Here is a 22,125-nt window from a genome sequence, read left to right as displayed (position 1 = left end):
ATATGAAATTTCAACCAGACAATAACGGATATTACGGACAATTTGGAGGAGCATTTATACCAGAATTGTTATACCCAAACGTAAAAGAATTAGAAGATAATTATATAAAAATTATAGAATCTGAAGAATTTCAAGAGGAATATAAAGATTTATTAAAACACTATGTTGGTCGTCCAAGTCCTCTGTATTTAGCAAAAAGGTTATCAGAAAAGTATGGAGCAGCTATTTATTTAAAAAGAGAAGATTTAAATCATACAGGCGCGCATAAAGTAAACAATACCATTGGTCAAATTCTAATCGCAAAACATTTAGGAAAAACTAAAATTTTAGCAGAAACAGGTGCAGGGCAACATGGAGTGGCTACAGCTACAGTATGTGCCTTAATGGGATTAGAATGCGTTGTTTTCATGGGAGAAACTGATATTCAACGTCAAGCGCCGAATGTAGCCCGTATGAAAATGTTGGGGGCTAAAGTAGTACCAGCAACTAGTGGAAGCAAAACCTTGAAAGATGCTACGAATGAAGCTATCCGTTATTGGATTCAGCATCCAGATACTTATTATTTAATAGGCTCTGTGGTAGGTCCACATCCGTATCCAGATATGGTAGCGCGATTACAAGCAGTGATTTCAGAAGAAATGAAAGTACAGCTAAAAGAACAAACAGGGAAAGAAAATCCTGATACTATTATAGCTTGTGTAGGTGGAGGAAGTAATGCAGCAGGTGCTTTTTATCATTATTTAGAAGATAAAGAAGTGGAACTAATCGCAGTTGAAGCGGCAGGATTAGGAGTGAGTTCTGGAGAAAGTGCTGCAACCTCACAATTAGGAGAAGTAGGAGTTATTCATGGGAGTAAAACCATCTTAATGCAAGATGAATACGGACAAATTGTAGAACCATATTCAATTTCGGCAGGGTTAGATTATCCAGGAGTGGGACCGTTACATGCTTATTTGCATGAAACAAAACGAGCAACATTTATGAATGCTACGGATAAAGAAGCATTAGAAGCTGCTTACGAACTAACAAAAATAGAAGGAATTATTCCGGCATTAGAAAGTGCACACGCATTAGCAGTATTACCAAAAATGGATTTACAAAAAGATCAGGTGATTGTGGTGAATTTATCAGGTAGAGGAGATAAAGATTTAGAAACGTATATAAAACATTTAAGCTAATAGTTAAAAAGAATGTCACATCGAGTGAATTTGAGAGGAACGAATAAATTTGTATCGAGATGTAATAAGTTCTCGATACGATTTTCTCCTAAAGTCGAAAATCACTCGAACTGACAAAACCATAGAAAATGAACTCAATTCAACATATATTCAATAAAAAGGAAAACAATTTATTATCAATTTTTTTTACCGCAGGTTTTCCAAAACTAGAAGATACTACAAAAGTTATTGCTAAGTTAAGTAATAGTGGAGTAGATTTTATAGAAGTAGGTTTGCCATATTCTGACCCACTTGCAGATGGACCAACTATTCAGCATAGTAGTGATGTAGCGTTGAGAAACGGTATGAATCTCGACGTGGTTTTTAAGCAATTACAAACGATAAAAGGTTCAAATAAAACCCCTTTAGTATTAATGGGATACTTGAATCAGATTATTAAATATGGAGAAGATAAATTCTGTCAAAAAGTAAAGGACTGTGGCATTGATACGGTAATTATTCCAGATTTACCAATGGTTGAATACGAAAATCACTATCAGCAGTTGTTTGAAAAATACGAAATTACAAACGTGTTTTTAATCACTCCACATACTTCAGATGAGCGCATTCGTAAGATAGATTCTTTAACAAATGCTTTTATTTATGTAGTTGCTTCGGCATCTATTACGGGAGCCAAAGGTGAAGTTTCATCAGCACAAATAAATTACTTTAAAAGAATTCAAGCGATGAACTTGCAAAGTAAGTTGATTGTAGGTTTTGGTATTTCAGATAACAAAACTTTTGCGACAGCTTGCGAGTACATGAATGGAGCTATTATAGGTTCAGCTTTTATTAAAGAATTAGAAAAAAATGGGATTGAAGAGATAAGTAATTTTGTGAGAACTGTTAAGAACTGTTAATATATTCCTAATTTTAAGAGAATTTTAGTCATAATAAAGTAATTTGGTGATTTAAAATCAAATAACATGACTAAAAAGATATTCTTAGGGGTGGCCTTATTAGCAAGTAATCTTTTATTTGCACAGCATACGTTAATTCGTAAGCCTATGATAAGCCCTGATGCTTCTCAAATGGCATTTAGTTATTATGGCGATATTTGGCTATATAACTTTAACAATCAGCAAACAAAAAGATTGACCATTCATAAAGGTTACGAAAGTAACCCTGTTTGGAGCACAGATGGAACTGAAATTGGATTTTCATCAAATAGAAAAGGAAATGATAATGTATTTGTAACTTCTATAAAAGGAGGAGTTCCTAAACAGTTAACATACTACCCTACAGCCAATATTCCTACAGATTGGACAAAAGAAGGAGATATTGTTTTTACGACTGGTCGTGTGTTAAGAGGTCCAGAGTGGGATAAACAAATGTATGTAGTTAATGAAAAGGGAGAAACACCTCGTCGATTATTAACTGCTTATGGTGAAATGGCTTCGGTATCTCCTAACGGAAAATTAATTGCTTTTACCAAAGGAGCATGCCGTATTGCTCGTGAAGATTACTCAGGTTCTGCGCAGCGTGATATTTGGGTTTATAATACTGAAACAGATGAATATCATCAAATAACGACGAGTAACAAGAACGACCACTCTCCTGTTTGGGATGCAGCAGGAAATTTATATTATATCGGCGCAAAAAGTGGACGTTATAATATTTATAAACAAGCAATTTCTGCAAATGGAACTGCCAATGGTATAGCTACTCAATTAACAAATCAAACAAAAGACGGTGTACAAACATTCTCAGTAAGTAATAATGGAACGATTGTTTATACTAGTGGGGCAGATACTTTCAAGTTAGAAAATGGAAAAACTCAAAAAATTAACTTAGATATTGTTTCAGATAATCGTTTTGAAGAAGAAGAAACTAAAACAGTTTCAGGAAACATTGGTAATTATGCAGTTTCACCTAATGGAAAAAACGTAGCATTAGAAATTAATGGAGAAATCTTTATAAAGGAGAATAATAAAGAAAAGAAGCGCTCAAATAATGTGAGCAAGCATCCATATAGAGATATTAATCCACAGTGGTTAGACGATAAAACAGTTGTTTTTTCTTCAGATAGAGACGGAGTTTATCAATTGTACAGTGCAGTTTCTACAGATACTTTGGTGGGGTTGCACCGTAGTTTAAAAACAAAAGTTTCTAAACTAACAAATAGCAAAGAAGATATTGAATATTCCTTAGTTTCTCCTGATGGAAAGAAGATAGCTTATCAGGTGGGAAGAGGAATTTTAATGATTGCTGATATTAAAAAAGGAAAAATAACAAATGCTAAAGAATACTCTAATTCTTGGGCAGCTGCTGAAGGAGTTTCATGGAGTCCAGATAGTAAATACATAGCCTATTCTCAAGAAGACTTAAATTTTGATAGCGAAATTTTTATTCAATCTGTAGAGAATCCTTCTACTAAAATGAATGTGTCTATGCATCCTAGAAGTGACCGAAATCCAGTTTGGAGTGCTGACGGAAAAAAGTTAGCATTTTTATCAAATAGAAGCGGAATCAATTACGATGTTTGGATGGTTTGGTTGGAAAAATCTGATTGGGAAAAGTCAAAACTAGATCACGAAGAAGGAGCTTATTATCCTGAGAAGAAAGAAGAACCTTCTAAAGAGAAAGACGCAAAAAAAGGAAAGAAAAAGAAGAAAAAAGTAGTTGTAAAAATAGATGAAGATAAAATTTACGACCGTCTAGTACAAGTTACTTCTTTACAAGATGATGAGTATAGTCCTGTGTTTAGTGCAGATAGTGATTTCATTTATTTTTCAGCAACCAACCCTGCTACAGAAAAAAGAAGTACATATAAAGTTAAATGGGATGGTAGCAAGCCAAAATTAGTAAAAGGAGTTGCTAATGCACGAAACTTTACTGAGAACAAAGGAAAAATTTATTTCACTTCTAGAGGAAAATTAGCTGAATTAAACACAAAATCAGATAAAGTAACGAAGTTACCACACAGTGCTACCTATACAACTAATAGAGAGGAAGTATATCAACAAGTTTTTGAAGAAGGTATACGAGCATTAACTGCTGGTTTTTACGACCCAGAATTTCATGGGTATAATTGGAATGCTTTAGTAAAAAAGTACAAGCCTTGGGTACTGTCAACAACCACACACGAAGATTACACTTATATGTTTAACCTACTTTTAGGACAGTTAAATGCGAGTCATATGGGCTACCGAGGAAGTGCTCCTAGAAATGCAAGCGATAAAGTTGGCGTATTAGGTTTAGAAGTAGAAAACACTAAAAAAGGTGTAAAAGTTTCTTATGTATTACCAAATTCAGTAGCAGATAAATCAACGAGTAAGTTAAAAGTTGGTGATGTTATCACGGCTGTTAATGGACAAGAAATTAAAAAGAATACGAATTTTTACAGTTTACTAAAGAATACACAATCAAAAGAGGTTTTATTGAGTTTAGATAATGGTAAAGATGTAGTATTACGCCCAGAAAGGTCGTTAAGAAGTTTACAATATGAGGAATGGGTAAACTCTAGAAAGAAATTGGTAGATGAATATTCTAACGGTCAGTTAGGGTATATTCATATTCAAGGAATGAACATGCCAAGTTTCGAGCGTTTTGAACGTGAACTAAAAGCAAGTGGTTATGGTAAAAAAGGAATCGTAATTGATGTACGTTACAATGGTGGTGGATGGACTACTGATAGATTAATGGCAGTGTTAAATGTAGATCAACATGCGTATACAATTCCAAGAGGAGCAGCAAAGAGTTTGAAAAATCATCAAAAATTTGCAGATAACTATCCGTTTAATGAACGTGCTATTTTATCGGTAAACACAAAACCAGTGGTAGCATTATGTAATGAAAATAGTTATTCAAATGCTGAAATTTTCTCACATGCCTTCAAGAGCTTAGGATTAGGGAAGTTAGTTGGTCAGCCAACTTTTGGAGCTGTTGTATCTACAGGAGGTAAACGATTAGCTAACGGAATGATTCGTATGCCTTTTAGAGCATGGTTTGTAAAGAAAACAGGAGAGAACATGGAGAACGAAGCACCTGCAGTACCAGATTACTTAGTAAAAAATGCACCAGGATGGAAAGATAGAGGAGAAGATGCTCAGTTAAAAAAAGCAGTCGAGGTGTTGTTACAAGATATTAAGTAATAAGAACTAAAAAAAGATCAAGCGCAGAGTTTAAACTCTGCGCTTTTTTTATTCCTATTTTTGCCAAATGATGCAGATTACAGAACAAGAATTGTTAGAAAAATTAAAGGTAAATTTTGGATACGATAGTTTTCGTTTAGAGCAACAAGCTATAATTGAAAATATATTAGCAAAAAAAAATACGTTGGTTATTATGCCAACGGGAGGAGGAAAATCTATTTGTTACCAATTACCAGCATTATTTTTTGAAGGAGTTACGTTGGTGATTTCTCCATTAATTGCTTTGATGAAAGATCAAGTAGATAGCTTGAGAGCAAACGGAATTCCTGCAACTTTTTTTAACAGTAGTCAATTAACAGAAGAGCAGCAACAAGTATTTGATGCAATAGCATCAAAAAGTATAAAACTACTATATGTTGCTCCTGAAAGTTTATCATTGCTTCAAAATGTGTTAAACCAATCTTATATAAGTTGTATTGCTGTTGATGAGGCGCACTGTATTTCTGCTTGGGGGCACGATTTTCGTCCTTCCTACAAGCAATTAGCATTTTTAAAAAAATCGTTACCAGATGTTCCTATTGTAGCGTTAACGGCTACGGCTGACAAAGCAACGCAACAGGATATTTTAGAGCAATTAACAATACCTAATGCTACACAATTTATAAGTTCTTTTAACAGAGAAAATATTGCTTTAGAAGTGCGTCCTGCAAATGATAGAGTGCAACAAATTATTAAGTTTATCCAAAGAAGGCCTAATGAAGCGGGAATTATTTATTGTTTAAGTAGAAAGGCTACAGAACAATTAGCTAGTAAGCTGCAACAAAACAATATTGATGCAAAGGCATATCACGCAGGATTATCTTTTGAAGAAAGAGCTAAGACTCAAGAGGCTTTTATTAAAGATGATTGTGAAGTAATTTGCGCAACTATTGCTTTTGGAATGGGAATTGACAAATCGAACGTTCGTTGGGTAATACACTACAATATGCCTAAAAATATAGAAGGATATTATCAAGAAATTGGACGTTCAGGTCGTGATGGATTACCTGCAAAAGCTTTATTATTTCATAGTTATGCAGATGTTATTCAACTACGTCAGTTTATAGAAAACACAGGAAATAAAGAAGTTCAAGAGGCAAAATTAGAACGTATGAAGCAATTTGCTGAAGCTACGGTTTGCCGAAGAAAAATATTACTTAGTTATTTTGGAGAACTGATTGAAGAAAACTGTGGGAATTGCGATGTGTGTAAGAATCCACCCCAATTTTTTGATGGAACAGTTATTGCGCAAAAAGGATTGTCAGCTATTTATCGATTACAAGGAAAAGAAGCGATGGGAACGGTGATTGATGTATTAAGAGGAGCAAAAAATGCCACGGTTTTAGATAGAAACTATGATAAGCTAAAAACCTACGGTGTTGGTAGCGATATTTCTTGGAGAGATTGGCAACATTATTTAATTCAGTTAACGAATCAAGGGTATTGTCAAATAGCTTTTCATTTACATAATAGTCTGCAACTTACAGAGTTCTCAAATAAAGTGCTTTTTGAAGGTGAAAAAGTACAATTAACAACTCCAGTAGCGTTTACAAAAGAAGTAAAAACGGTAACAAAAGAGAAAAAGAAAAAAGCAGTTAAGGATACGTTATTTGAGCGTTTGCGAAAGCTACGTTATCGTATTGCTCAAGAAGAAGATATAGCAGCATATTTAGTTTTTAATGATGCTACACTTAAAGAAATAGAGAATGAAAGACCACAATCTGACGAAGAATTTCTAGCAATTAGTGGAGTAGGGCAACGAAAACTAGAAGTTTATGGGGCTGAGTTTATGGAAGAAATCAAAACTTTTTTAAACGAAAAGAAGAAAACTAAAAAAGATACCACTTTAGAAACGTTTAAGCTATATAAAGAAGGATTTACGGTTGAAGAAATAGCAGAGAACCGAGGGTTAAAACCTACCACTATTTTTTCTCATTTATCTAAGTTATACCTAGAGGGAAAAGATGTGAGTTTGGATGAGTTTATAGAGGCAGATACATTAGCTTTGGTAGCAAATGCCAAAAAAGTATTGAAAAATGAAACAGCTTTAAAACCTTATTTTGAGTTTTTAGGAGAGAAAGTTCCGTATGAAAAAATACGAGTAGGATTGACCATTTTACAAAGGAAAGGATAGTGTATTATGAACGAGAACTGTTTTCCTGTCGATGCTAATTCAGACGCTATTTTAAACTTAGAAGAGAAAATAAAAGCGTTAAAAGGTAAGATTGAAGCAATTGAAACCAAGCTATTTCCTTTTGAACAATCGTTACGAAATTCAATTGCTGATTTGTTAATAGAAGAACGAGAATTAACAATTTTATATAAAGCACAAAAGAAAGCTAAAAAGGAAAAAAGGTTAGCACAAAAGCGAAAAGGTAAAAATTACAAAGAACCTACAGGTATTGTACCTGTTTCGAAAAAAGAAGAAGTAGAGAAAATCAATCAAAAAGAGAAGAAGAGATTATATAAAGAAGCAATGTTGTATGTGCATCCTGATAAATTTTCGATGCAAGAAAATGAGCAACAAAAAGCATTAGAAACAACAACAAAGCTGATTGAAATATATCAAAACGGAAGCTTGGAAGAGTTAGAGGCTTTTCATGCACATATTTTTGGAGGTAATACAGCGTTGAATTTTAATAAAGATATAACAATAGTTAAGAAAGTAACTAGCAATACTACGTATTTAATAAATCAGGTAGAACGTTTAGAAAAACAATTAACGGATTTGTTAGATAGTTATACTTACAAAGTTTTAACAACTTATAAAAATCCGATGTCATTTGTTGACGAACTAAAAGCCTATTACGATGATCGGATTTTTAAACTTCGTAAACGAACCAGAACAAAAAATAAACCAGAATTATAAAAGAACAATTCTGGTTTATGATTAATTAAGAAGTTTTTAATTCTTCCATTTCTTTAATAATATCGTCTAGTTTAGATATAAGGCTATGATATAAAATTCTAGTTGAGATATTATACACTACGAAACCAATAACTCCAGTCACAATTGCTACGATAAGTCCAACTCCTATAATGTCTAAAAAGGATGAATCGCTAGAAATATAGTTAGATAAAAAACTTTTTTCTTTCACACCGTAAGCCAGAGCAAAAATTGATACAATAGCTAGTGGAATTGCAAAAACAAATAACTTTTTTGTGGCTTTAGATACCGAGTTAATTACACTTCTATAATTTTTTAAATATGTTAAGTTGTCAGATTTAACATCAATAGTCTTAAATCTTTTTAACAATTTTGTATTAAAGAAATACAAACTTAAGATTAAAAAAGCACCGTATGCTCCTATAATAGTTTCAGATAAAAGTATTCCTCCAATAACTACAATTCCTGCCATAGGAAGTAATCCTTTATTGTCAAATTCATAGGTTCTTTGGATTTTATTAATGACCGATTTAGATTTCTGGTTGTATATATCGTTGATTTTTGGAGCTATTAATGATTGTTCATTTATAAAAGCTTCATTCCATCTTTTTTCAATTGATTTTTCCATCTAATACTATTTTTAATTGTTTTTTAATTCTGTTAATACGTACTGCAATATTGTTAGCGCTAGTTCCAATAATCGCAGCAATTTCTTTGTAAGGATTTTCTTCTAAATGCAGTAAAATTATCGCTCTGTCGACTTCAGATAATTTTTTAATGGCATCGTATAACAAGTTTAAATCTTCGTTTTGAAAAGCTTTATTATCCTCAGATAAATTGGGAGTTTTCTCTAAAGAATATTCTTTTTTAGCATTTCTCTTCGCTAAGGTTAAACAAACATTTAGCGTAATTCTGTAAATCCAAGTAGACCATTTTGACTTATTCTGAAAAGCATCTCTACTTTTCCATATTTGTAAACAAGCCTCTTGATAAAAGTCTTCAAAATCTTCTTGAGAGTCCGTATAAGCTCTACATATTTTAATAATAATACCAGCATGTGGTAAAATGGATGTTATATAAAAATCGTTACTCAAAATTTGGTTTTCTTGATAGGTATTCTGAAAAGTAAAATTATTACAAGAAAGTTTCATTTTTTTGAAAATAAAAAACCTTACAAAATTAATTGTAAGGATAATAAAATGTTTTTTGTGTAATAATAGAATTTAAAAATTGGTAATAGGAAATCTTTTTATACGAAGTGGATTGCCTATTGGACCTTTAACTCCCGATTGAAAATTATCGTTAAGTACAATTTGGTTGTTCATTTTTAATTGAATTTGGGCAGTACCGAACCATCCCCAATCATCACAATCAATAGATACAGTTAACTGTCCCATTGAAGGATGTAGGTCTATCAATTCTATAATCCCCCAATCAGTAAAGTTATTTGGGTTATTAGAAACTAATTCTAGACTATGTTGTTTCGTTCCGAAATGTTTTATATTTTCTACAGGATCTTTCAAATGTTTACCAAAGGCCATTCCGTTTAATTGGATAGTCATTTTACCAGATGTAATAAAATACAATTGTGTACTCATATTTATGTTGTTTGATTAGAAAATAGTAAAGTATGCTAAGTTTATTATTCGTTTTCAAGGAAAAAGACCGTTTTTAGTTAGGTTAAAACCTTTGTTTTTTTATTTTCAATAATTATTGAAAGTTTAATAAAATGTTGTATGTTTGTAGTATGAAATTAGAAGATGCAAAATTAAAATACATTCATACTTGGGGTAGTTTAGCCACTAATTGGGGAATTAATAAAACCATGGCTCAAGTACATGCTTTATTATTGGTTTCAACCAAACCACTTTCAGCCGATGAGATTATGGAAACTCTAAAAATTTCTAGAGGTAATGTAAACATGAATGTTCGTGCTTTGATTGACTGGGGAATTGTAAGTAAAGAGTTTGTAGTGGGAGAGCGTAAAGAGTTTTTTGTCGCAGACAAGGATATCTGGGAACTATTTAAACAGGTAACGAAAGAGCGTAAGAAAAGGGAAATTGAACCTGTTTTAAAAGTGTTAGATGAGTTACAAGAGGATGTTAAAGAGAACTCTGAAGAAGCAAAAGCCTTTAAAAAAGTAATGAATGATTTATCATCTGTAACCAAAACTGTAAATGGAATTTTAGAAAAAGCAATCAAGGCTGATGAACATTGGTTGTTATCTAACTTTACCAAAATGATAAAAAAGTAAAAAAATTTAAATATTAACTTTCAAAAATTTCTGAAAATATGAAATATACAATATCTGTAATCTCTTGTATTAATAGATTTTTAATGCTTCCCTTTATAGTTTTGTTAATATTAGGTGTAATTGAGAATGATTGTTTAGCAATTGCAGCATTATTGGCTATACCCTTAGGTTTTTTTCAAATACTATTTGGTTTTACTACACTATATCTTTGGAATGAGATGAATAGATACTTAAAATTTTCTCAGATAATTTACTTAGCCACTGTGCTTTGTTATTTTCTAATTATATTTTTCACTGTAGTCTATGAAAAAGAAAAAGAGATTTTAATTATGAAATATATTCTATATACTATACCGGTAATATTGGCTTTATTCATAACTCTTTTTATAGAAAAATTAAAATCAATATTAGCCAAATGATACTACTCACTTATATATCTTATTTAACTTTTTCTATAGCAGTTGTTTTTTATGTAGGTAGCCTTTGTTTTCAAAATGGAAAAATCTACACACAAAATTATTTTCCTAATGATTTGTCAACTGGTAACGCAATAAATAACACATTACTTACTGCATACTACTGCTTAAACATAGGATTGGCTATTTGGAGCTTAAACTCTATAAATGAAATAGAAGGCATAAATACTTTATTGGTAGAGTTATGTTTAAGGTTCAGTTTTATTTTATTAGTTATTGGAATACTACATTTTAGTAATATCTATATGGTTCATTTAATTCACAAACATTTAAAAAAGTAATAGTTATGAATGGAAATTTAGAATTAATAGCGTATTTAATTTATTTACCTATTAGCATTGGTTTAACAACTTTTGTTTCTCAGCATTTATTTAAAAACAGTAAGATTTTTATGTTAGATATTTTTAATCAAAAACAAGAAATAGCATTTGCTACGAACAAGCTATTTAAAATTGGTTTTTACCTATTAAACATAGGGTTTTCATTAAGAATTATTCAAGTTTATAGTCTGACAAATTATAAAAGTTTAGTTGAAGCACTAAGTGCTAAAATTGGAGGCTTTTCTATTTACTTGGGAATTGTTATGATTTTCTTTATCATTTTCTTTTTGAAAGGTAGAAAAGCAAGTAAAATGGAATATTTAAAGCTAAATAGACAAGAGAATAGTTAGGGGAAATTACTTAACAAATTAGAAAAAGAGTAAGTAAACCTCATAAGTATTTTACTTATGAGGTTTGTAAATTAATTAAAAAATAGAATTATATGAGTTTTTTAAAAGCAGAATGGCGAAAATTGGTCATGGTAAATTATGAGGTAAATCCAGAAGTGCTAAAAGAGTATATACCTAAAGGTACTAAGTTAGATTTTTATGAAAATAAATGCTATATAAGTGTTGTAGGATTTATGTTCTTAAATACAAACTTATTAGGTGTAAGAGTTCCTTTTCATGTAAATTTTGAAGAAGTAAATCTTCGATTTTATGTAAAAAGAAAAGATAAGAGAGGGGTAGTTTTTATAAAAGAAATAGTACCCAAGCCAGCTATAACCTTTGTAGCGAATACTATTTATAAAGAAAACTATCAAACATTACCCATGAAACATAGTTGGGTAGAGAAAGATAATAAGTTAAAAATATCGTATCAATGGAAAATAAATAAGAAATGGAATTCAATATCAGTTGAAAGCTTATCAAAATCAATAGCTATTGAACCGAATACAGAAATTGAATTTATAGCAGAGCATTATTGGGGATATGCTAAGAGTGAAAGTAAAACTACTGAATACGAAGTGAAGCACCCTACTTGGAGTTATTATCTAGTGACAGATTATAAAATAGATGTTGATTTTACTGCTACTTATGGAGCGCATTTTTCTTTTTTACAGAGTCAAAAACCTAGCTCTGTATTTTTGCTAGAAGGTTCTGAAATAAGTGTTGAAAACAAAACAGTTTTACGTACTGAAAGAGTTTTATAAAAAATAAGTAGAGATAAAACTATTTCTACTTATTTACTTAGTTAAAATTTTTAATAGTAAGTTATCTATTTATCACATCAGAGGTAATTAGTGTTTTTCTTCTTTCTGCATGTTCAAGTACATATCTCATTCGTTTAATTTGTCCTTTGGTAAATACATTCATACATTTATCATCAGTAAGATTCATATAGTTGTTTACAGGAGCAGGTTGTCCGTCACAAGCTTTTGGAATTGCTCCATCACAACCATTAATAGAACTACTTACAGGTGGTGTGTCTTCAATAAAATCGTCATGGTCAGAACAAGGTTTTCCTTCAAGAGCAGCTCCCCAAATATGTAATAAACCTAAGAAATGTCCCATTTCGTGGGTTAATGTTTTACCAAGATTGAGACCTCCAGAAACATCGGATTTTCCAAAGTGATGAACATTAATTAAAATACCATCACCTATGGTTTTTAACTCATCTTTTATTCCAGGTAAGTTAGTAGTAGGAAAAGAAGCTGCACCAGCAAATGTATTAGGGGCATATCCGCCATATACCCAAATGTTGATATATTTATTAGGGTTCCAATATTCAAACTCAGGAAGCCAATCAAATCTGTCTTTATCACCTCTTACGGGAGTGTTGTCGTAATAATTAATACGGTTAATTCCGTTAGTTGGGTTTCCGTTAGGGTCTATTTCTGCAAGTTTAAATTGAATAAAAGAGTCACTACTAAGTGGGGAGTTGTTTTCTCCTAAAGTACCTGCTACTCTTCTAAAGTCGTGATTTAAAGATTGAATTTGTTCTTTAATACGTTCGGTAGCTAGGTTAAAGTCTTCGCCTATATTTTCTCCGCCATGTATTATGTGTACGACTACAGGTAAGGTGTAGATTTCTAAGTTATCTAAAGGAGGTTCTGGGTTTTCTGGTAAATCAATTTTAGTTTCGCTACTGCAAGCAAATAGTAAAGAGAAAAGGGTGGCTACTAGGAAGTTTTTTTTCATATAGTATTGGAGTTGTATGGAATTATTATTGACTAGATGTTATAGGATGTAAAAGGTTGCGTGTAATTTTTTTATTTAACGTTTTATTGTTTTTTGTGTGTTAGTTATTTGGTTTTAAAGTTTTAATTGAACAGCCTCACTTGATTAAGTGAGGCTATTATGATTTTAGTTATGTGTTTATTTTAAGGTTTAACTTCTTACAAACTTACCTATTGATTCTAAAAGTTGTGGGTTGTCTTCTAGTGCTATTTTAGCTACTGCATAAAATTCACTCATCCAATCGTCTATTTCACTGAAGGCTTTGTCTTTTGCTTTTGTTGCATCTTGACTTTCTCCTTTTTCTTGTAAATAGGTTGCTCTTGCTAGTTCTAAGTTGGTTATTTGTTGGGTGGTGTTATTTATTTCTTCTGTGGTTATTTTTAATCGTAAGAGTTTTGTTTGAAGGTCTGTGTCGTTGGTTACAACTGTGTAAAACTTTTTAACTACTTCTAACCACTTAATATATGCGGTTGGTAAGCTACCTGTTAAGGCTAGTTTGCTTAGCGTGGTTGGGTCTTTTCTAAAAATTACTTTTGCTTTTTTTCTGTGAAGACTGTATGTTTTTGCAAGGTTTTCTTTTTGGGTAGCAAAGTCGTTGTAGGCTTCTGAAGTTTCGTCGTCTTCTTTTTTGTTAAAGTCGAAGGCTTCTCTTGTTTTTGCGAGTAGGTTTTTACCTTCTGTTAGGGTTGTTTCGTCGTAACCAAATTCTGCCATAATGGTGGCTATTTCTGTTTGTGTTGTTACGTTTTCGAGTGCTACTCTGTACTGTTCTAAGGTTTCTGCCTCAGAGAATGTTCTTTTTGTTGCCATTTTTGCAAATTTTTTAGTTATTATTAATTTATCGCGACTTCCTTACGGATGTTTGCCTGTTCCTTATAGGTGTTTGAGCGTTCCTTATACTTCTTTTTCTTTTTCTTATGGCTTTTGGTGCGCTCCTTAAGGGTTGTGTTGTGTTCCTTAACGGTGTTTTTGTGTTTTTTATTGTTGGTTTTGAGTGATTTACTGGTTTGGTGGTGTGCCTTTAGGGTGTTTTTTATATAATTTTATTAGTTTATTAATTTCCTCAATAATTTGATTTCGTAAGTTTTCTGGTTCTAAAACCTCAATTCTACTACCATATTTAAGAATTTGTTGTCGCAATTCGATTGTATTACCTACAAACATTTTTAGTATAAAATAGTTTTCTTTTTCTTCTATTATTTCTTGATTAACAAATATAGGTGTGGTCTTGATGTATTCTTTTTAGCTTTATAATTTGTGGTTTTATAGTGTTTTCGTTAAAACTTACCCCTACCACATAACGCAACTTTTCTTCTATGCTATCTAGTTTTATATCTATGTTATTACCGGTTAGTTTTAGGTTGGAAACTCTATCTAGAGAAAATGTTCTATATCCCTTTTTAGTTTCCCCAATAACATACCATCTGTTTTGATACTCTTTTAAGATGTAAGGCTTAAAAACATATTCTTTAATTGTGTTATTTTTTTGAAAACGAATGTGATTAAAACGAACTTCACGTTTTAATTGAATAGCTTCAAACATATCATTGAATATATCAACATTAAATTCTAATGCATTTGGTTCAAATAATATATACTGCATATATTTTTTTGGCATGTTAAGTGCTTTTTGATATGCAATTGCCATAGATTGATATTTTATGAAATGAGAATATAACTCATTACATCCATCTAATAACAAAGTATAATATCCTTTTGTAGCATCGTCAATTTTAAAACCGCTGTCTTTTAAACTTTTTACATCGTTACTTAAAGTACTAGTGCTGTTACTGTGTCCTTTAAGCTTTAAATGATTTAATAAATCAGAACTTTTTTGAGTACCTAATTTTAAAAAGTTAAGAATAGTTATTTGGCGTTGTATTTTTTTACTAATAGTGTTTTTATTGCTGTTCATTGCTTAGCTTTTTAACAAAAGTAATAACATATTTTCCAAAAAAACGGGAAAATATATTGTGTTCCCATTTTCGTGGAAAATGATGGTTTTATTTTGTCGTATAATCAAAACCTAATAATGATAAAAACATTGAAAAGCGAATAAGGAAATTACATACTCATTTTTTTTTAATGAGTGGGGTTTACTATATTCAGCAAAAATTAAACTTTATTAAAATAATTATGGCAACATTTACAGTAGAATTAAAACAAAGAATAGCAATTAATGGAGAAATTTTTGAATCAGGGTTATCTGTTCAAGTGACAACCTTATTCGATTCTCCGTATAATGAATACGAAAAAATAGAAAATGCATTTAGAAGAGTTCATGGTATAACAAATCTAAAAGCTAATGGTTTTTTGAATGACGCATATTTAAAGATTTATTAAAAGCAAAGTATATTCTATGAAAATGTTTAAATACCTATTTATATTATTTATATCATTATTTTTTAGTTGTGGTTCTAGTATAAGCTATGAGGAGCAAGTTAAAAATTATACTATGTATGTAAATAAATCTGATTCATTAATGAAAATAGAAAAATATGAAAAAGCAATTAGTTACAGTAATGCCGCAATAGAGATAACAGATACTCTTCCGACAGCTATTTACCTAAAAGGGTTAGCTTCGTATAAGTTAAACTTGTTAGATGAGGCTGAAGATAGCTTTACAAAAGTAATAGAGATAGAAGGTTTAACTTCTGAAGCATATAAAGACAGAGCTAAAGTATATTTCAAAAATGGTGATAATGATTTTATAGACGATATTGAAATATATATAAAAAATAATCCTAATGATAATGAAGCTTCAATTTTAAAGAGAGAATATTTAGAGAGGAGAGAAGAATTTGAACAAGCTATAAATGAGTATAGTATTGCGATTGAAAAAAATAAAAATGATACTCTTCTATTAAGTAAAAGAGCTGAATTATATTTTAAAAATGGTGATTATGAAAAATCTATTAAAGATTATGATCATCTCTTGAGATTAAATCCTGAAAATAAACAAGCAGATAAAAAGAAAAATGAAATTTTATTTCTAGTAAATGAAAAAAGTAATAGAAATATTTTTATTATAATCTTACTTTGTTTCTATGTAATCTATGTTACAATATCACATTTAATTCTTAAACCTTTAGTAGAGAAAAAGGCTGTTAGTCAAATAGGAGGAGAACTTGAAATATCAAAAGATCCCGTAATTTGGATTTTACCAATAGTTCTTGTTCTTACTTTTTTTATACTATCTTATACTAATTCAATACCAAACTTTTAAAATATGTCTAATATAATTTTTTGTTCAAATTGTGGAAATCAATTGGAATATAATAAGAGTAATTGTGAGTGTGGTTTTTCTATGACACAATTAGAAAAGAAAGAAATTAGTAACAAATTAACTAAAATAAATAATAATATTTTAGTTGATGATAATTTAAAAAAAATAACAGAAAAAAGTAATCAAGAATTATTTGATAATTATATGTTAAGTGGTACGTACTTTATTGGAAGTAGTGCAAAAGAGGATTATGAAAGAAAAGTAAATTTCTTAAAATTAGATTTAATTCCAAAGGTTAATAACTGGAGAGAGTCTATTCAAAAAGCAGAAAAGATTTTAGCTAAAGATAAAGTAGAAGTTTATGGTAGAATTATTGCGATTACAGATTTTGTTTTAAAAGAATTTTTTGGTCCATTTACAGTTAAAGAGAATAATAGTTTACAAGTATTTGAGGAATATAAAGATTTTGGAAAATATCAATTATCAGAAACAATAATTGAAAATAATCTAAATTTCTCAGATATTCAAACTGTTAATTTTGGTACAATTGGGAATGATATTATAAAGTCTGTAGGCAGTACTTTAACAGAAGGTTCTTTTAAAGAATTATCAAAAAAGACAGAATGGTCTAAGTCTGATATACAAAAAGTAAAGACAGAAGTGGGTGTTGCAGTAGCAGGACAGTTAATAGCTGGTATTAGTAATATGATTGGTCAGAATAGTAAAGCAATTAAAGCTGTAAGGGAAGCAGACGAAGAGCTTAATGAACAACTTGAAGAAATAAGTAATGTTATCAATTCTCTTTCAATTGAAGAAAATGAAATAGAAAAACAAAAAAGGCTTTACGATAAGAGTGATGTAATTCTTGATACTTGTTATAATAAAACCCTCAAACCAATTGTTGAAGAGTTAAATGCAGACCCAACTTATATAGAGTATAAAAAAGCAAGAAAGCCATTTGATAATCAACAAGAGATTATTAAAATAGATAATGAATTGTTAACTACTAAAATTAAAGTTCCTTTTTGGAGCTGTTTAATAAAGAATAAAAGCCAAAATTATTTATCTAATTGGAAAAAAAGAATTAAAAAAATTGGCAAAATTGATAGATACAATGAAATTACCAATATGCTTAATATAAAGCAACATAAAACATTAAGTGATTTTAAAGATTTTGAAACTCAAAAAACTATAGAATTTCAAGAATTTGAAAAAATCAATCGCAGAAGGTTAAAAACCATTCCAGTCATTTCAGAAAATGTTAAGTATGTTATAGGATTTGCTGGGGTGTTAAAACAAGTAAAAACAAATATTACAAATTAAAAAAGTATGGAGTCTAAAGAAAATAAACATAGTAACTTACCTGAGGAAATTAATAAAACGATTAACAAAACAGGGCAAATTGTAGAAAAAGGAAAGTCATTTGCTGATGATGTTAACTCTACTGCTAATAATTTAGGAGGAACAATAGATAAAGCTAAAGAGTTAGTGGGGGACGTAAATGAATTACAGAAGACTTATACAGAGTCTCAAAAGATAAAATCTGACACCATACTAGGATTAGAAAAGATTAAACAAAATCATCAGACAATAAATAAGCATATTGATACTGAATATAAGAAACAGAAACAACAAATGGACAAAGCAAGTGATGTGGTAGATGCAGGATTGTTATCTGATGATATAGAAAAAATTAGAGAAGGATTAAATGCAATGACAAACGTGGCAAATCATAATCCAATGGCTGATTTAAAAAAACATTTAGATAATCAGATTGAAAAAAATTTTAATGATGATGATTTTACCATAGATGTTTAAGAGTTCTTCTAAAGATAAGTAATAGGCAAGAATCATTAAAAAGTATATATATTAAAAACCTCACAGAAATCTCTGTGAGGCTTTAAATATTTATTTAAAGGCATTGCCTTTTACATGTTTCGTCTGTATTGACCTCCTACTTCAAATAAGGCTGAAGTAATTTGTCCTAAAGAACAAACTTTAGTAGCATCCATTAATTTTTCAAAAAGATTTTGATTGTTAATAGCAGCCGATTGCATTTCAGATAAAAGCTGTTCTATTTTATCTTCATGCGCTTTGTTCAGATTCTCTTTCGTTTTGATTTGGAATTGTTTTTCCTCTTCGGTAGCACGAATAACTTCTTGTGGAGTAACCGTTGGAGAACCTTTAGAACTTAAGAAGGTGTTTACGCCAATAATTGGGAATTCACCTGTGTGTTTTAAGGTTTCATAGTATAAACTCTCTTCTTGAATTTTAGAGCGTTGATACATGGTTTCCATCGCTCCTAATACACCACCACGTTCCGTAATTCTATCGAATTCAGTTAATACAGCTTCTTCTACTAAATCGGTTAATTCTTCAATAATAAATGAACCTTGAATTGGGTTTTCATTCTTAGCTAATCCTAATTCTTTATTGATGATTAACTGAATGGCCATCGCACGACGTACAGATTCTTCTGTAGGTGTTGTAATTGCTTCATCATAAGCATTTGTATGTAATGAGTTACAGTTATCGTAAATCGCATATAACGCCTGTAACGTTGTACGGATATCGTTAAAATCAATTTCTTGCGCGTGTAGTGAACGTCCAGAAGTTTGAATATGATACTTTAACATTTGTGCTCTTGGGTTCGCTCCGTATTTATGTTTTAAAGCTTTTGCCCAAATTTTACGAGCTACACGACCAATTACTGCATATTCAGGATCGATACCATTAGAGAAGAAGAATGATAAGTTTGGTCCAAACTTATTAATATCCATTCCTCTTGATAAATAGTATTCTACGTAAGTGAATCCGTTTGCTAGTGTTAAGGCTAACTGTGTAATTGGATTTGCACCAGCTTCTGCAATATGATATCCTGAGATAGATACTGAGTAGAAATTACGAACATTTTTCTCAATAAAATACTCTTGTACATCTCCCATTAAACGTAATGCAAATTCCGTAGAGAAAATACACGTGTTCTGTGCTTGATCTTCTTTTAAAATATCTGCTTGAACCGTACCACGTACTTGTGCTAAAGTATTTGCTTTAATTTCAGCGTATACATCTGCAGGTAAAATTTGATCACCTGTAACACCTAAAAGTAGTAATCCTAATCCGTCATTACCTTCAGGTAGCTCTCCATTATATCTAGGGCGCTCTATACCTTTATCGTCGTATAATTCTTTAAGCTTTGCTTCAACCTTTTTCTCTAATTTGTGTTCTTTGATGTATTTCTCACAATTCTGGTCGATTGCTGCATTCATAAAGAATCCTAATAGCATAGGAGCAGGACCATTAATAGTCATAGAAACAGAAGTCATAGCATGACTTAAATCGAAACCAGAGTATAATTTTTTAGCATCATCTAAACAACAAATAGATACCCCAGCATTTCCAATTTTACCATAAATATCAGGTCTGTGTCCTGGATCGTTACCGTATAGTGTAACCGAGTCAAATGCAGTAGATAAACGCTTTGCAGGCATACCTAAACTCACATAATGGAAACGACGGTTGGTACGTTCAGGTCCACCTTCACCAGCAAACATACGTGTTGGATCTTCTCCAGTACGTTTAAATGGGTATAATCCTGATGCATAAGGAAACTCTCCTGGAACATTCTCTTGTAAATTCCAACGTAATAAATCACCCCAAGCTTGGTATTTTGGTAACGCTACTTTCGGAATTTGTGTGTGCGAAAGTGACTCAGTATGTGTTTCTATTTTAATTTCCTTATCACGTACTTTAAACGAGTATATAGGATCTTTGTATTTTTTTACTTTCTCTTGCCAGTTTAAAATGATCTCCCAGTTATGTGGGTCAAGATTTAGTTTTACTTTATCGAATTGAGCAAATAATAATTTTATAAATGGTTGCTCTTCCTCCTGAACTTGTTTCTGAATTTCATCTTGGTCAATTCCGTTTTTGGTAAGGAAAGATTCCGTTACTTCGTTCGGAATGACAGATAAGATGGTTTGATAGATTCCGTATAATTTCTGAGCTACTTTTTCTTGCTCATCAACTCTTTTGTCGTAAGCGCGGTTGTTTTCTGAAATTTCAGATAAATAACGTGTTCTACTAGGTGGAATTACAAATATCTTTTCAGACATTTCTTTTGTAATTTCAAAAGTAGATTGTAAATCAGCTCCCGCCTTTTCAACCAACTTGTCCATAATCGCTTTGTATAGCGAGTTCATTCCTGGGTCGTTAAATTGAGATGCAATGGTTCCAAAAACAGGCATGTCATCCATGTGAACATCCCATAAATTGTTGTTACGCATGTATTGTTTTTTTACATCGCGTAAAGCATCTAAAGCTCCTCTTTTATCAAACTTGTTGATGGCTACTAAATCAGCAAAATCAAGCATGTCGATTTTTTCTAACTGAGTTGCAGCACCAAATTCAGGAGTCATTACATATAAAGAAGTATCAGAATGTTCGATAATCTCTGTATCTGATTGTCCAATACCAGAAGTCTCTAAAATAATTAAATCAAATTCGGCAGCTTTTAAAACTTCTACCGCTTCGTTTACATATTTAGATAAGGCTAAGTTGGATTGACGTGTTGCTAACGAACGCATGTATACTCGTTCGTTGTTGATAGCATTCATACGAATACGGTCACCTAACAAAGCACCACCTGTTTTTCTTTTTGAAGGATCAACAGAAATTAATCCGATAGTTTTTTCTGGGAAATCAATTAAGAAACGACGAACTAATTCGTCAACTAAACTCGATTTACCAGCACCACCTGTACCCGTGATACCTAATACTGGAGTTTTGGAGTTTTTATTTTTTTTATGAATGGTTTCTAAAGCTTCTTTAGCAACTTCGGGGAAGTTCTCCGCAGCAGAAATTACACGAGCAATACTGCCAACTTCTTTATCGGCTAATTTGTCTACTTCTCCATTTAACGCATCTCCAATGGCAAAGTCTGATTGTTGAACTAAATCGTTAATCATTCCTTGTAATCCCAGTTCACGACCATCATCAGGAGAGTAAATACGAGTAATTCCATAGTCCATCAATTCTTTGATTTCCTCTGGTAGAATTACTCCACCACCACCTCCAAATATTTTAATATGTCCAGCTCCTTTTTCTTGCAATAAATCGTACATGTACTTAAAGTACTCGTTATGTCCACCTTGGTACGAAGTCATAGCAATTGCATTTGCGTCTTCTTGAATAGCACAGTTTACTACTTCTTCAACGCTTCTATCATGTCCTAAGTGAATTACTTCAACCCCAGTAGATTGAATAATTCGGCGCATAATATTAATGGCAGCGTCGTGTCCATCAAATAAAGAAGCCGCAGTTACAATTCGTACTTTGTGTTTAGGTTTATAGGGAGTTATTTGTTCCATTCGTAAATTGTCTTAATTTTCGGGTACGCAATTTACGGAAATCTTAAAAAATAGACGGATGTT

At 31.4% G+C, this 22,125-nt stretch carries 20 protein-coding genes; 12 read left to right on the top strand and 8 right to left on the bottom strand.

Features of this window, described 5'->3' with window-relative positions:
* The first annotated feature begins 2 nt into the window (after positions 1-2).
* The 5 genes from trpB (at position 3) to ACXIHB_RS06635 (ending at position 8,219) form a co-directional block, all read left to right on the top strand.
* Positions 3-1,178, top strand: coding sequence for a tryptophan synthase subunit beta (gene trpB / locus ACXIHB_RS06655; RefSeq protein ID WP_462099227.1), 1,176 nt, complete (start codon positions 3-5; stop codon positions 1,176-1,178).
* A gap of 128 nt (positions 1,179-1,306) precedes the next feature.
* Positions 1,307-2,077: a tryptophan synthase subunit alpha gene (gene trpA / locus ACXIHB_RS06650; protein WP_462099226.1), complete on the top strand. Its 771-nt coding sequence runs from the start codon at positions 1,307-1,309 to the stop codon at positions 2,075-2,077.
* 66 nt (positions 2,078-2,143) lie between these two features.
* A complete protein-coding gene (locus ACXIHB_RS06645) occupies positions 2,144-5,311 on the top strand; it encodes a S41 family peptidase (RefSeq protein WP_462099225.1) in 3,168 nt (1,055 codons plus the stop codon).
* A gap of 67 nt (positions 5,312-5,378) precedes the next feature.
* On the top strand, positions 5,379-7,484 hold the full coding sequence (recQ, locus tag ACXIHB_RS06640; RefSeq protein ID WP_462099224.1) for a DNA helicase RecQ: 2,106 nt from the start codon (positions 5,379-5,381) through the stop codon (positions 7,482-7,484).
* Positions 7,485-7,490: 6 nt separating this feature from the next.
* The gene (locus tag ACXIHB_RS06635; RefSeq protein ID WP_462099223.1) at positions 7,491-8,219 is read left to right on the top strand and encodes a hypothetical protein; all 729 of its coding nucleotides are present in this window, start codon (positions 7,491-7,493) and stop codon (positions 8,217-8,219) included.
* A gap of 25 nt (positions 8,220-8,244) precedes the next feature.
* On the opposite strand, the gene ACXIHB_RS06630 is transcribed toward ACXIHB_RS06635, so the two are convergent.
* From ACXIHB_RS06630 to ACXIHB_RS06620, 3 genes are all read right to left on the bottom strand, one after another.
* A complete protein-coding gene (locus tag ACXIHB_RS06630) occupies positions 8,245-8,865 on the bottom strand; it encodes a hypothetical protein (protein WP_437823033.1) in 621 nt (206 codons plus the stop codon).
* The gene (locus ACXIHB_RS06625; protein ID WP_159613551.1) at positions 8,849-9,331 is read right to left on the bottom strand and encodes an RNA polymerase sigma factor; all 483 of its coding nucleotides are present in this window, start codon (positions 9,329-9,331) and stop codon (positions 8,849-8,851) included. Before ACXIHB_RS06625 ends, ACXIHB_RS06630 begins: the two co-directional genes overlap by 17 nt.
* A 129-nt stretch (positions 9,332-9,460) precedes the next feature.
* Positions 9,461-9,835, bottom strand: coding sequence for a hypothetical protein (locus tag ACXIHB_RS06620; protein ID WP_462099222.1), 375 nt, complete (start codon positions 9,833-9,835; stop codon positions 9,461-9,463).
* Between the two features lie 149 nt (positions 9,836-9,984).
* Here ACXIHB_RS06620 and ACXIHB_RS06615 point away from each other — a divergent pair, with 149 nt between their 5' ends.
* The 3 genes from ACXIHB_RS06615 (at position 9,985) to ACXIHB_RS06605 (ending at position 12,440) form a co-directional block, all read left to right on the top strand.
* A complete protein-coding gene (locus tag ACXIHB_RS06615) occupies positions 9,985-10,491 on the top strand; it encodes a GbsR/MarR family transcriptional regulator (protein ID WP_462099221.1) in 507 nt (168 codons plus the stop codon).
* 762 nt (positions 10,492-11,253) lie between these two features.
* The gene (locus ACXIHB_RS06610) at positions 11,254-11,637 is read left to right on the top strand and encodes a hypothetical protein (protein ID WP_462099220.1); all 384 of its coding nucleotides are present in this window, start codon (positions 11,254-11,256) and stop codon (positions 11,635-11,637) included.
* A 92-nt stretch (positions 11,638-11,729) separates the two neighbouring features.
* Positions 11,730-12,440: a YqjF family protein gene (locus ACXIHB_RS06605; RefSeq protein WP_349264456.1), complete on the top strand. Its 711-nt coding sequence runs from the start codon at positions 11,730-11,732 to the stop codon at positions 12,438-12,440.
* A gap of 61 nt (positions 12,441-12,501) precedes the next feature.
* Here ACXIHB_RS06605 and ACXIHB_RS06600 read toward each other — a convergent pair whose 3' ends face one another.
* The 4 genes from ACXIHB_RS06600 to ACXIHB_RS06585 all read right to left on the bottom strand — a co-directional run bounded on the left by ACXIHB_RS06600 (position 12,502) and on the right by ACXIHB_RS06585 (position 15,382).
* Positions 12,502-13,428: a M43 family zinc metalloprotease gene (locus ACXIHB_RS06600; RefSeq protein ID WP_462099219.1), complete on the bottom strand. Its 927-nt coding sequence runs from the start codon at positions 13,426-13,428 to the stop codon at positions 12,502-12,504.
* 189 nt (positions 13,429-13,617) lie between these two features.
* Positions 13,618-14,277, bottom strand: coding sequence for a PQLLE family protein (locus tag ACXIHB_RS06595; RefSeq protein WP_369919256.1), 660 nt, complete (start codon positions 14,275-14,277; stop codon positions 13,618-13,620).
* Positions 14,278-14,466: 189 nt separating this feature from the next.
* Complete coding sequence (locus tag ACXIHB_RS06590) at positions 14,467-14,664, bottom strand: WCX domain-containing protein (protein WP_462099333.1); 198 nt, start codon at positions 14,662-14,664, stop codon at positions 14,467-14,469.
* A gap of 10 nt (positions 14,665-14,674) precedes the next feature.
* A complete protein-coding gene (locus tag ACXIHB_RS06585) occupies positions 14,675-15,382 on the bottom strand; it encodes a WYL domain-containing transcriptional regulator (RefSeq protein WP_462099218.1) in 708 nt (235 codons plus the stop codon).
* Between the two features lie 221 nt (positions 15,383-15,603).
* Between ACXIHB_RS06585 and ACXIHB_RS06580 the strand changes: the two genes are divergently transcribed.
* The 4 genes from ACXIHB_RS06580 to ACXIHB_RS06565 all read left to right on the top strand — a co-directional run bounded on the left by ACXIHB_RS06580 (position 15,604) and on the right by ACXIHB_RS06565 (position 18,511).
* Positions 15,604-15,810, top strand: a complete 207-nt coding sequence (locus ACXIHB_RS06580) for a DUF6140 family protein (RefSeq protein WP_462099217.1) — start codon at positions 15,604-15,606, stop codon at positions 15,808-15,810.
* Between the two features lie 112 nt (positions 15,811-15,922).
* The gene (locus ACXIHB_RS06575) at positions 15,923-16,693 is read left to right on the top strand and encodes a tetratricopeptide repeat protein (RefSeq protein ID WP_462099216.1); all 771 of its coding nucleotides are present in this window, start codon (positions 15,923-15,925) and stop codon (positions 16,691-16,693) included.
* Between the two features lie 3 nt (positions 16,694-16,696).
* A complete protein-coding gene (locus ACXIHB_RS06570) occupies positions 16,697-18,016 on the top strand; it encodes a hypothetical protein (RefSeq protein WP_462099215.1) in 1,320 nt (439 codons plus the stop codon).
* Between the two features lie 6 nt (positions 18,017-18,022).
* Positions 18,023-18,511, top strand: a complete 489-nt coding sequence (locus tag ACXIHB_RS06565; RefSeq protein ID WP_462099214.1) for a hypothetical protein — start codon at positions 18,023-18,025, stop codon at positions 18,509-18,511.
* A gap of 110 nt (positions 18,512-18,621) precedes the next feature.
* Here ACXIHB_RS06565 and ACXIHB_RS06560 read toward each other — a convergent pair whose 3' ends face one another.
* The gene (locus tag ACXIHB_RS06560; protein WP_462099213.1) at positions 18,622-22,062 is read right to left on the bottom strand and encodes a methylmalonyl-CoA mutase family protein; all 3,441 of its coding nucleotides are present in this window, start codon (positions 22,060-22,062) and stop codon (positions 18,622-18,624) included.
* Between the last annotated feature and the right edge of the window lie 63 nt (positions 22,063-22,125).

The sequence above is a fragment of the Tenacibaculum sp. IMCC1 genome (assembly GCF_054906355.1).
Note: the sequence above shows the minus strand (reverse complement) of the source record. Positions and strands in the feature narration are given on the sequence as shown.

Coding starts and splice junctions, on each gene's coding strand:
- trpB (WP_462099227.1), top strand. CDS start 3: ATGAAATTTCAACCAGACAATAACGGATATTACGGACAATTTGGAGGA.
- trpA (WP_462099226.1), top strand. CDS start 1,307: ATGAACTCAATTCAACATATATTCAATAAAAAGGAAAACAATTTATTA.
- ACXIHB_RS06645 (WP_462099225.1), top strand. CDS start 2,144: ATGACTAAAAAGATATTCTTAGGGGTGGCCTTATTAGCAAGTAATCTT.
- recQ (WP_462099224.1), top strand. CDS start 5,379: ATGATGCAGATTACAGAACAAGAATTGTTAGAAAAATTAAAGGTAAAT.
- ACXIHB_RS06635 (WP_462099223.1), top strand. CDS start 7,491: ATGAACGAGAACTGTTTTCCTGTCGATGCTAATTCAGACGCTATTTTA.
- ACXIHB_RS06630 (WP_437823033.1), bottom strand. CDS start 8,865: ATGGAAAAATCAATTGAAAAAAGATGGAATGAAGCTTTTATAAATGAA.
- ACXIHB_RS06620 (WP_462099222.1), bottom strand. CDS start 9,835: ATGAGTACACAATTGTATTTTATTACATCTGGTAAAATGACTATCCAA.
- ACXIHB_RS06615 (WP_462099221.1), top strand. CDS start 9,985: ATGAAATTAGAAGATGCAAAATTAAAATACATTCATACTTGGGGTAGT.
- ACXIHB_RS06610 (WP_462099220.1), top strand. CDS start 11,254: ATGAATGGAAATTTAGAATTAATAGCGTATTTAATTTATTTACCTATT.
- ACXIHB_RS06605 (WP_349264456.1), top strand. CDS start 11,730: ATGAGTTTTTTAAAAGCAGAATGGCGAAAATTGGTCATGGTAAATTAT.
- ACXIHB_RS06600 (WP_462099219.1), bottom strand. CDS start 13,428: ATGAAAAAAAACTTCCTAGTAGCCACCCTTTTCTCTTTACTATTTGCT.
- ACXIHB_RS06595 (WP_369919256.1), bottom strand. CDS start 14,277: ATGGCAACAAAAAGAACATTCTCTGAGGCAGAAACCTTAGAACAGTAC.
- ACXIHB_RS06585 (WP_462099218.1), bottom strand. CDS start 15,382: ATGAACAGCAATAAAAACACTATTAGTAAAAAAATACAACGCCAAATA.
- ACXIHB_RS06580 (WP_462099217.1), top strand. CDS start 15,604: ATGGCAACATTTACAGTAGAATTAAAACAAAGAATAGCAATTAATGGA.
- ACXIHB_RS06575 (WP_462099216.1), top strand. CDS start 15,923: ATGTATGTAAATAAATCTGATTCATTAATGAAAATAGAAAAATATGAA.
- ACXIHB_RS06570 (WP_462099215.1), top strand. CDS start 16,697: ATGTCTAATATAATTTTTTGTTCAAATTGTGGAAATCAATTGGAATAT.
- ACXIHB_RS06565 (WP_462099214.1), top strand. CDS start 18,023: ATGGAGTCTAAAGAAAATAAACATAGTAACTTACCTGAGGAAATTAAT.
- ACXIHB_RS06560 (WP_462099213.1), bottom strand. CDS start 22,062: ATGGAACAAATAACTCCCTATAAACCTAAACACAAAGTACGAATTGTA.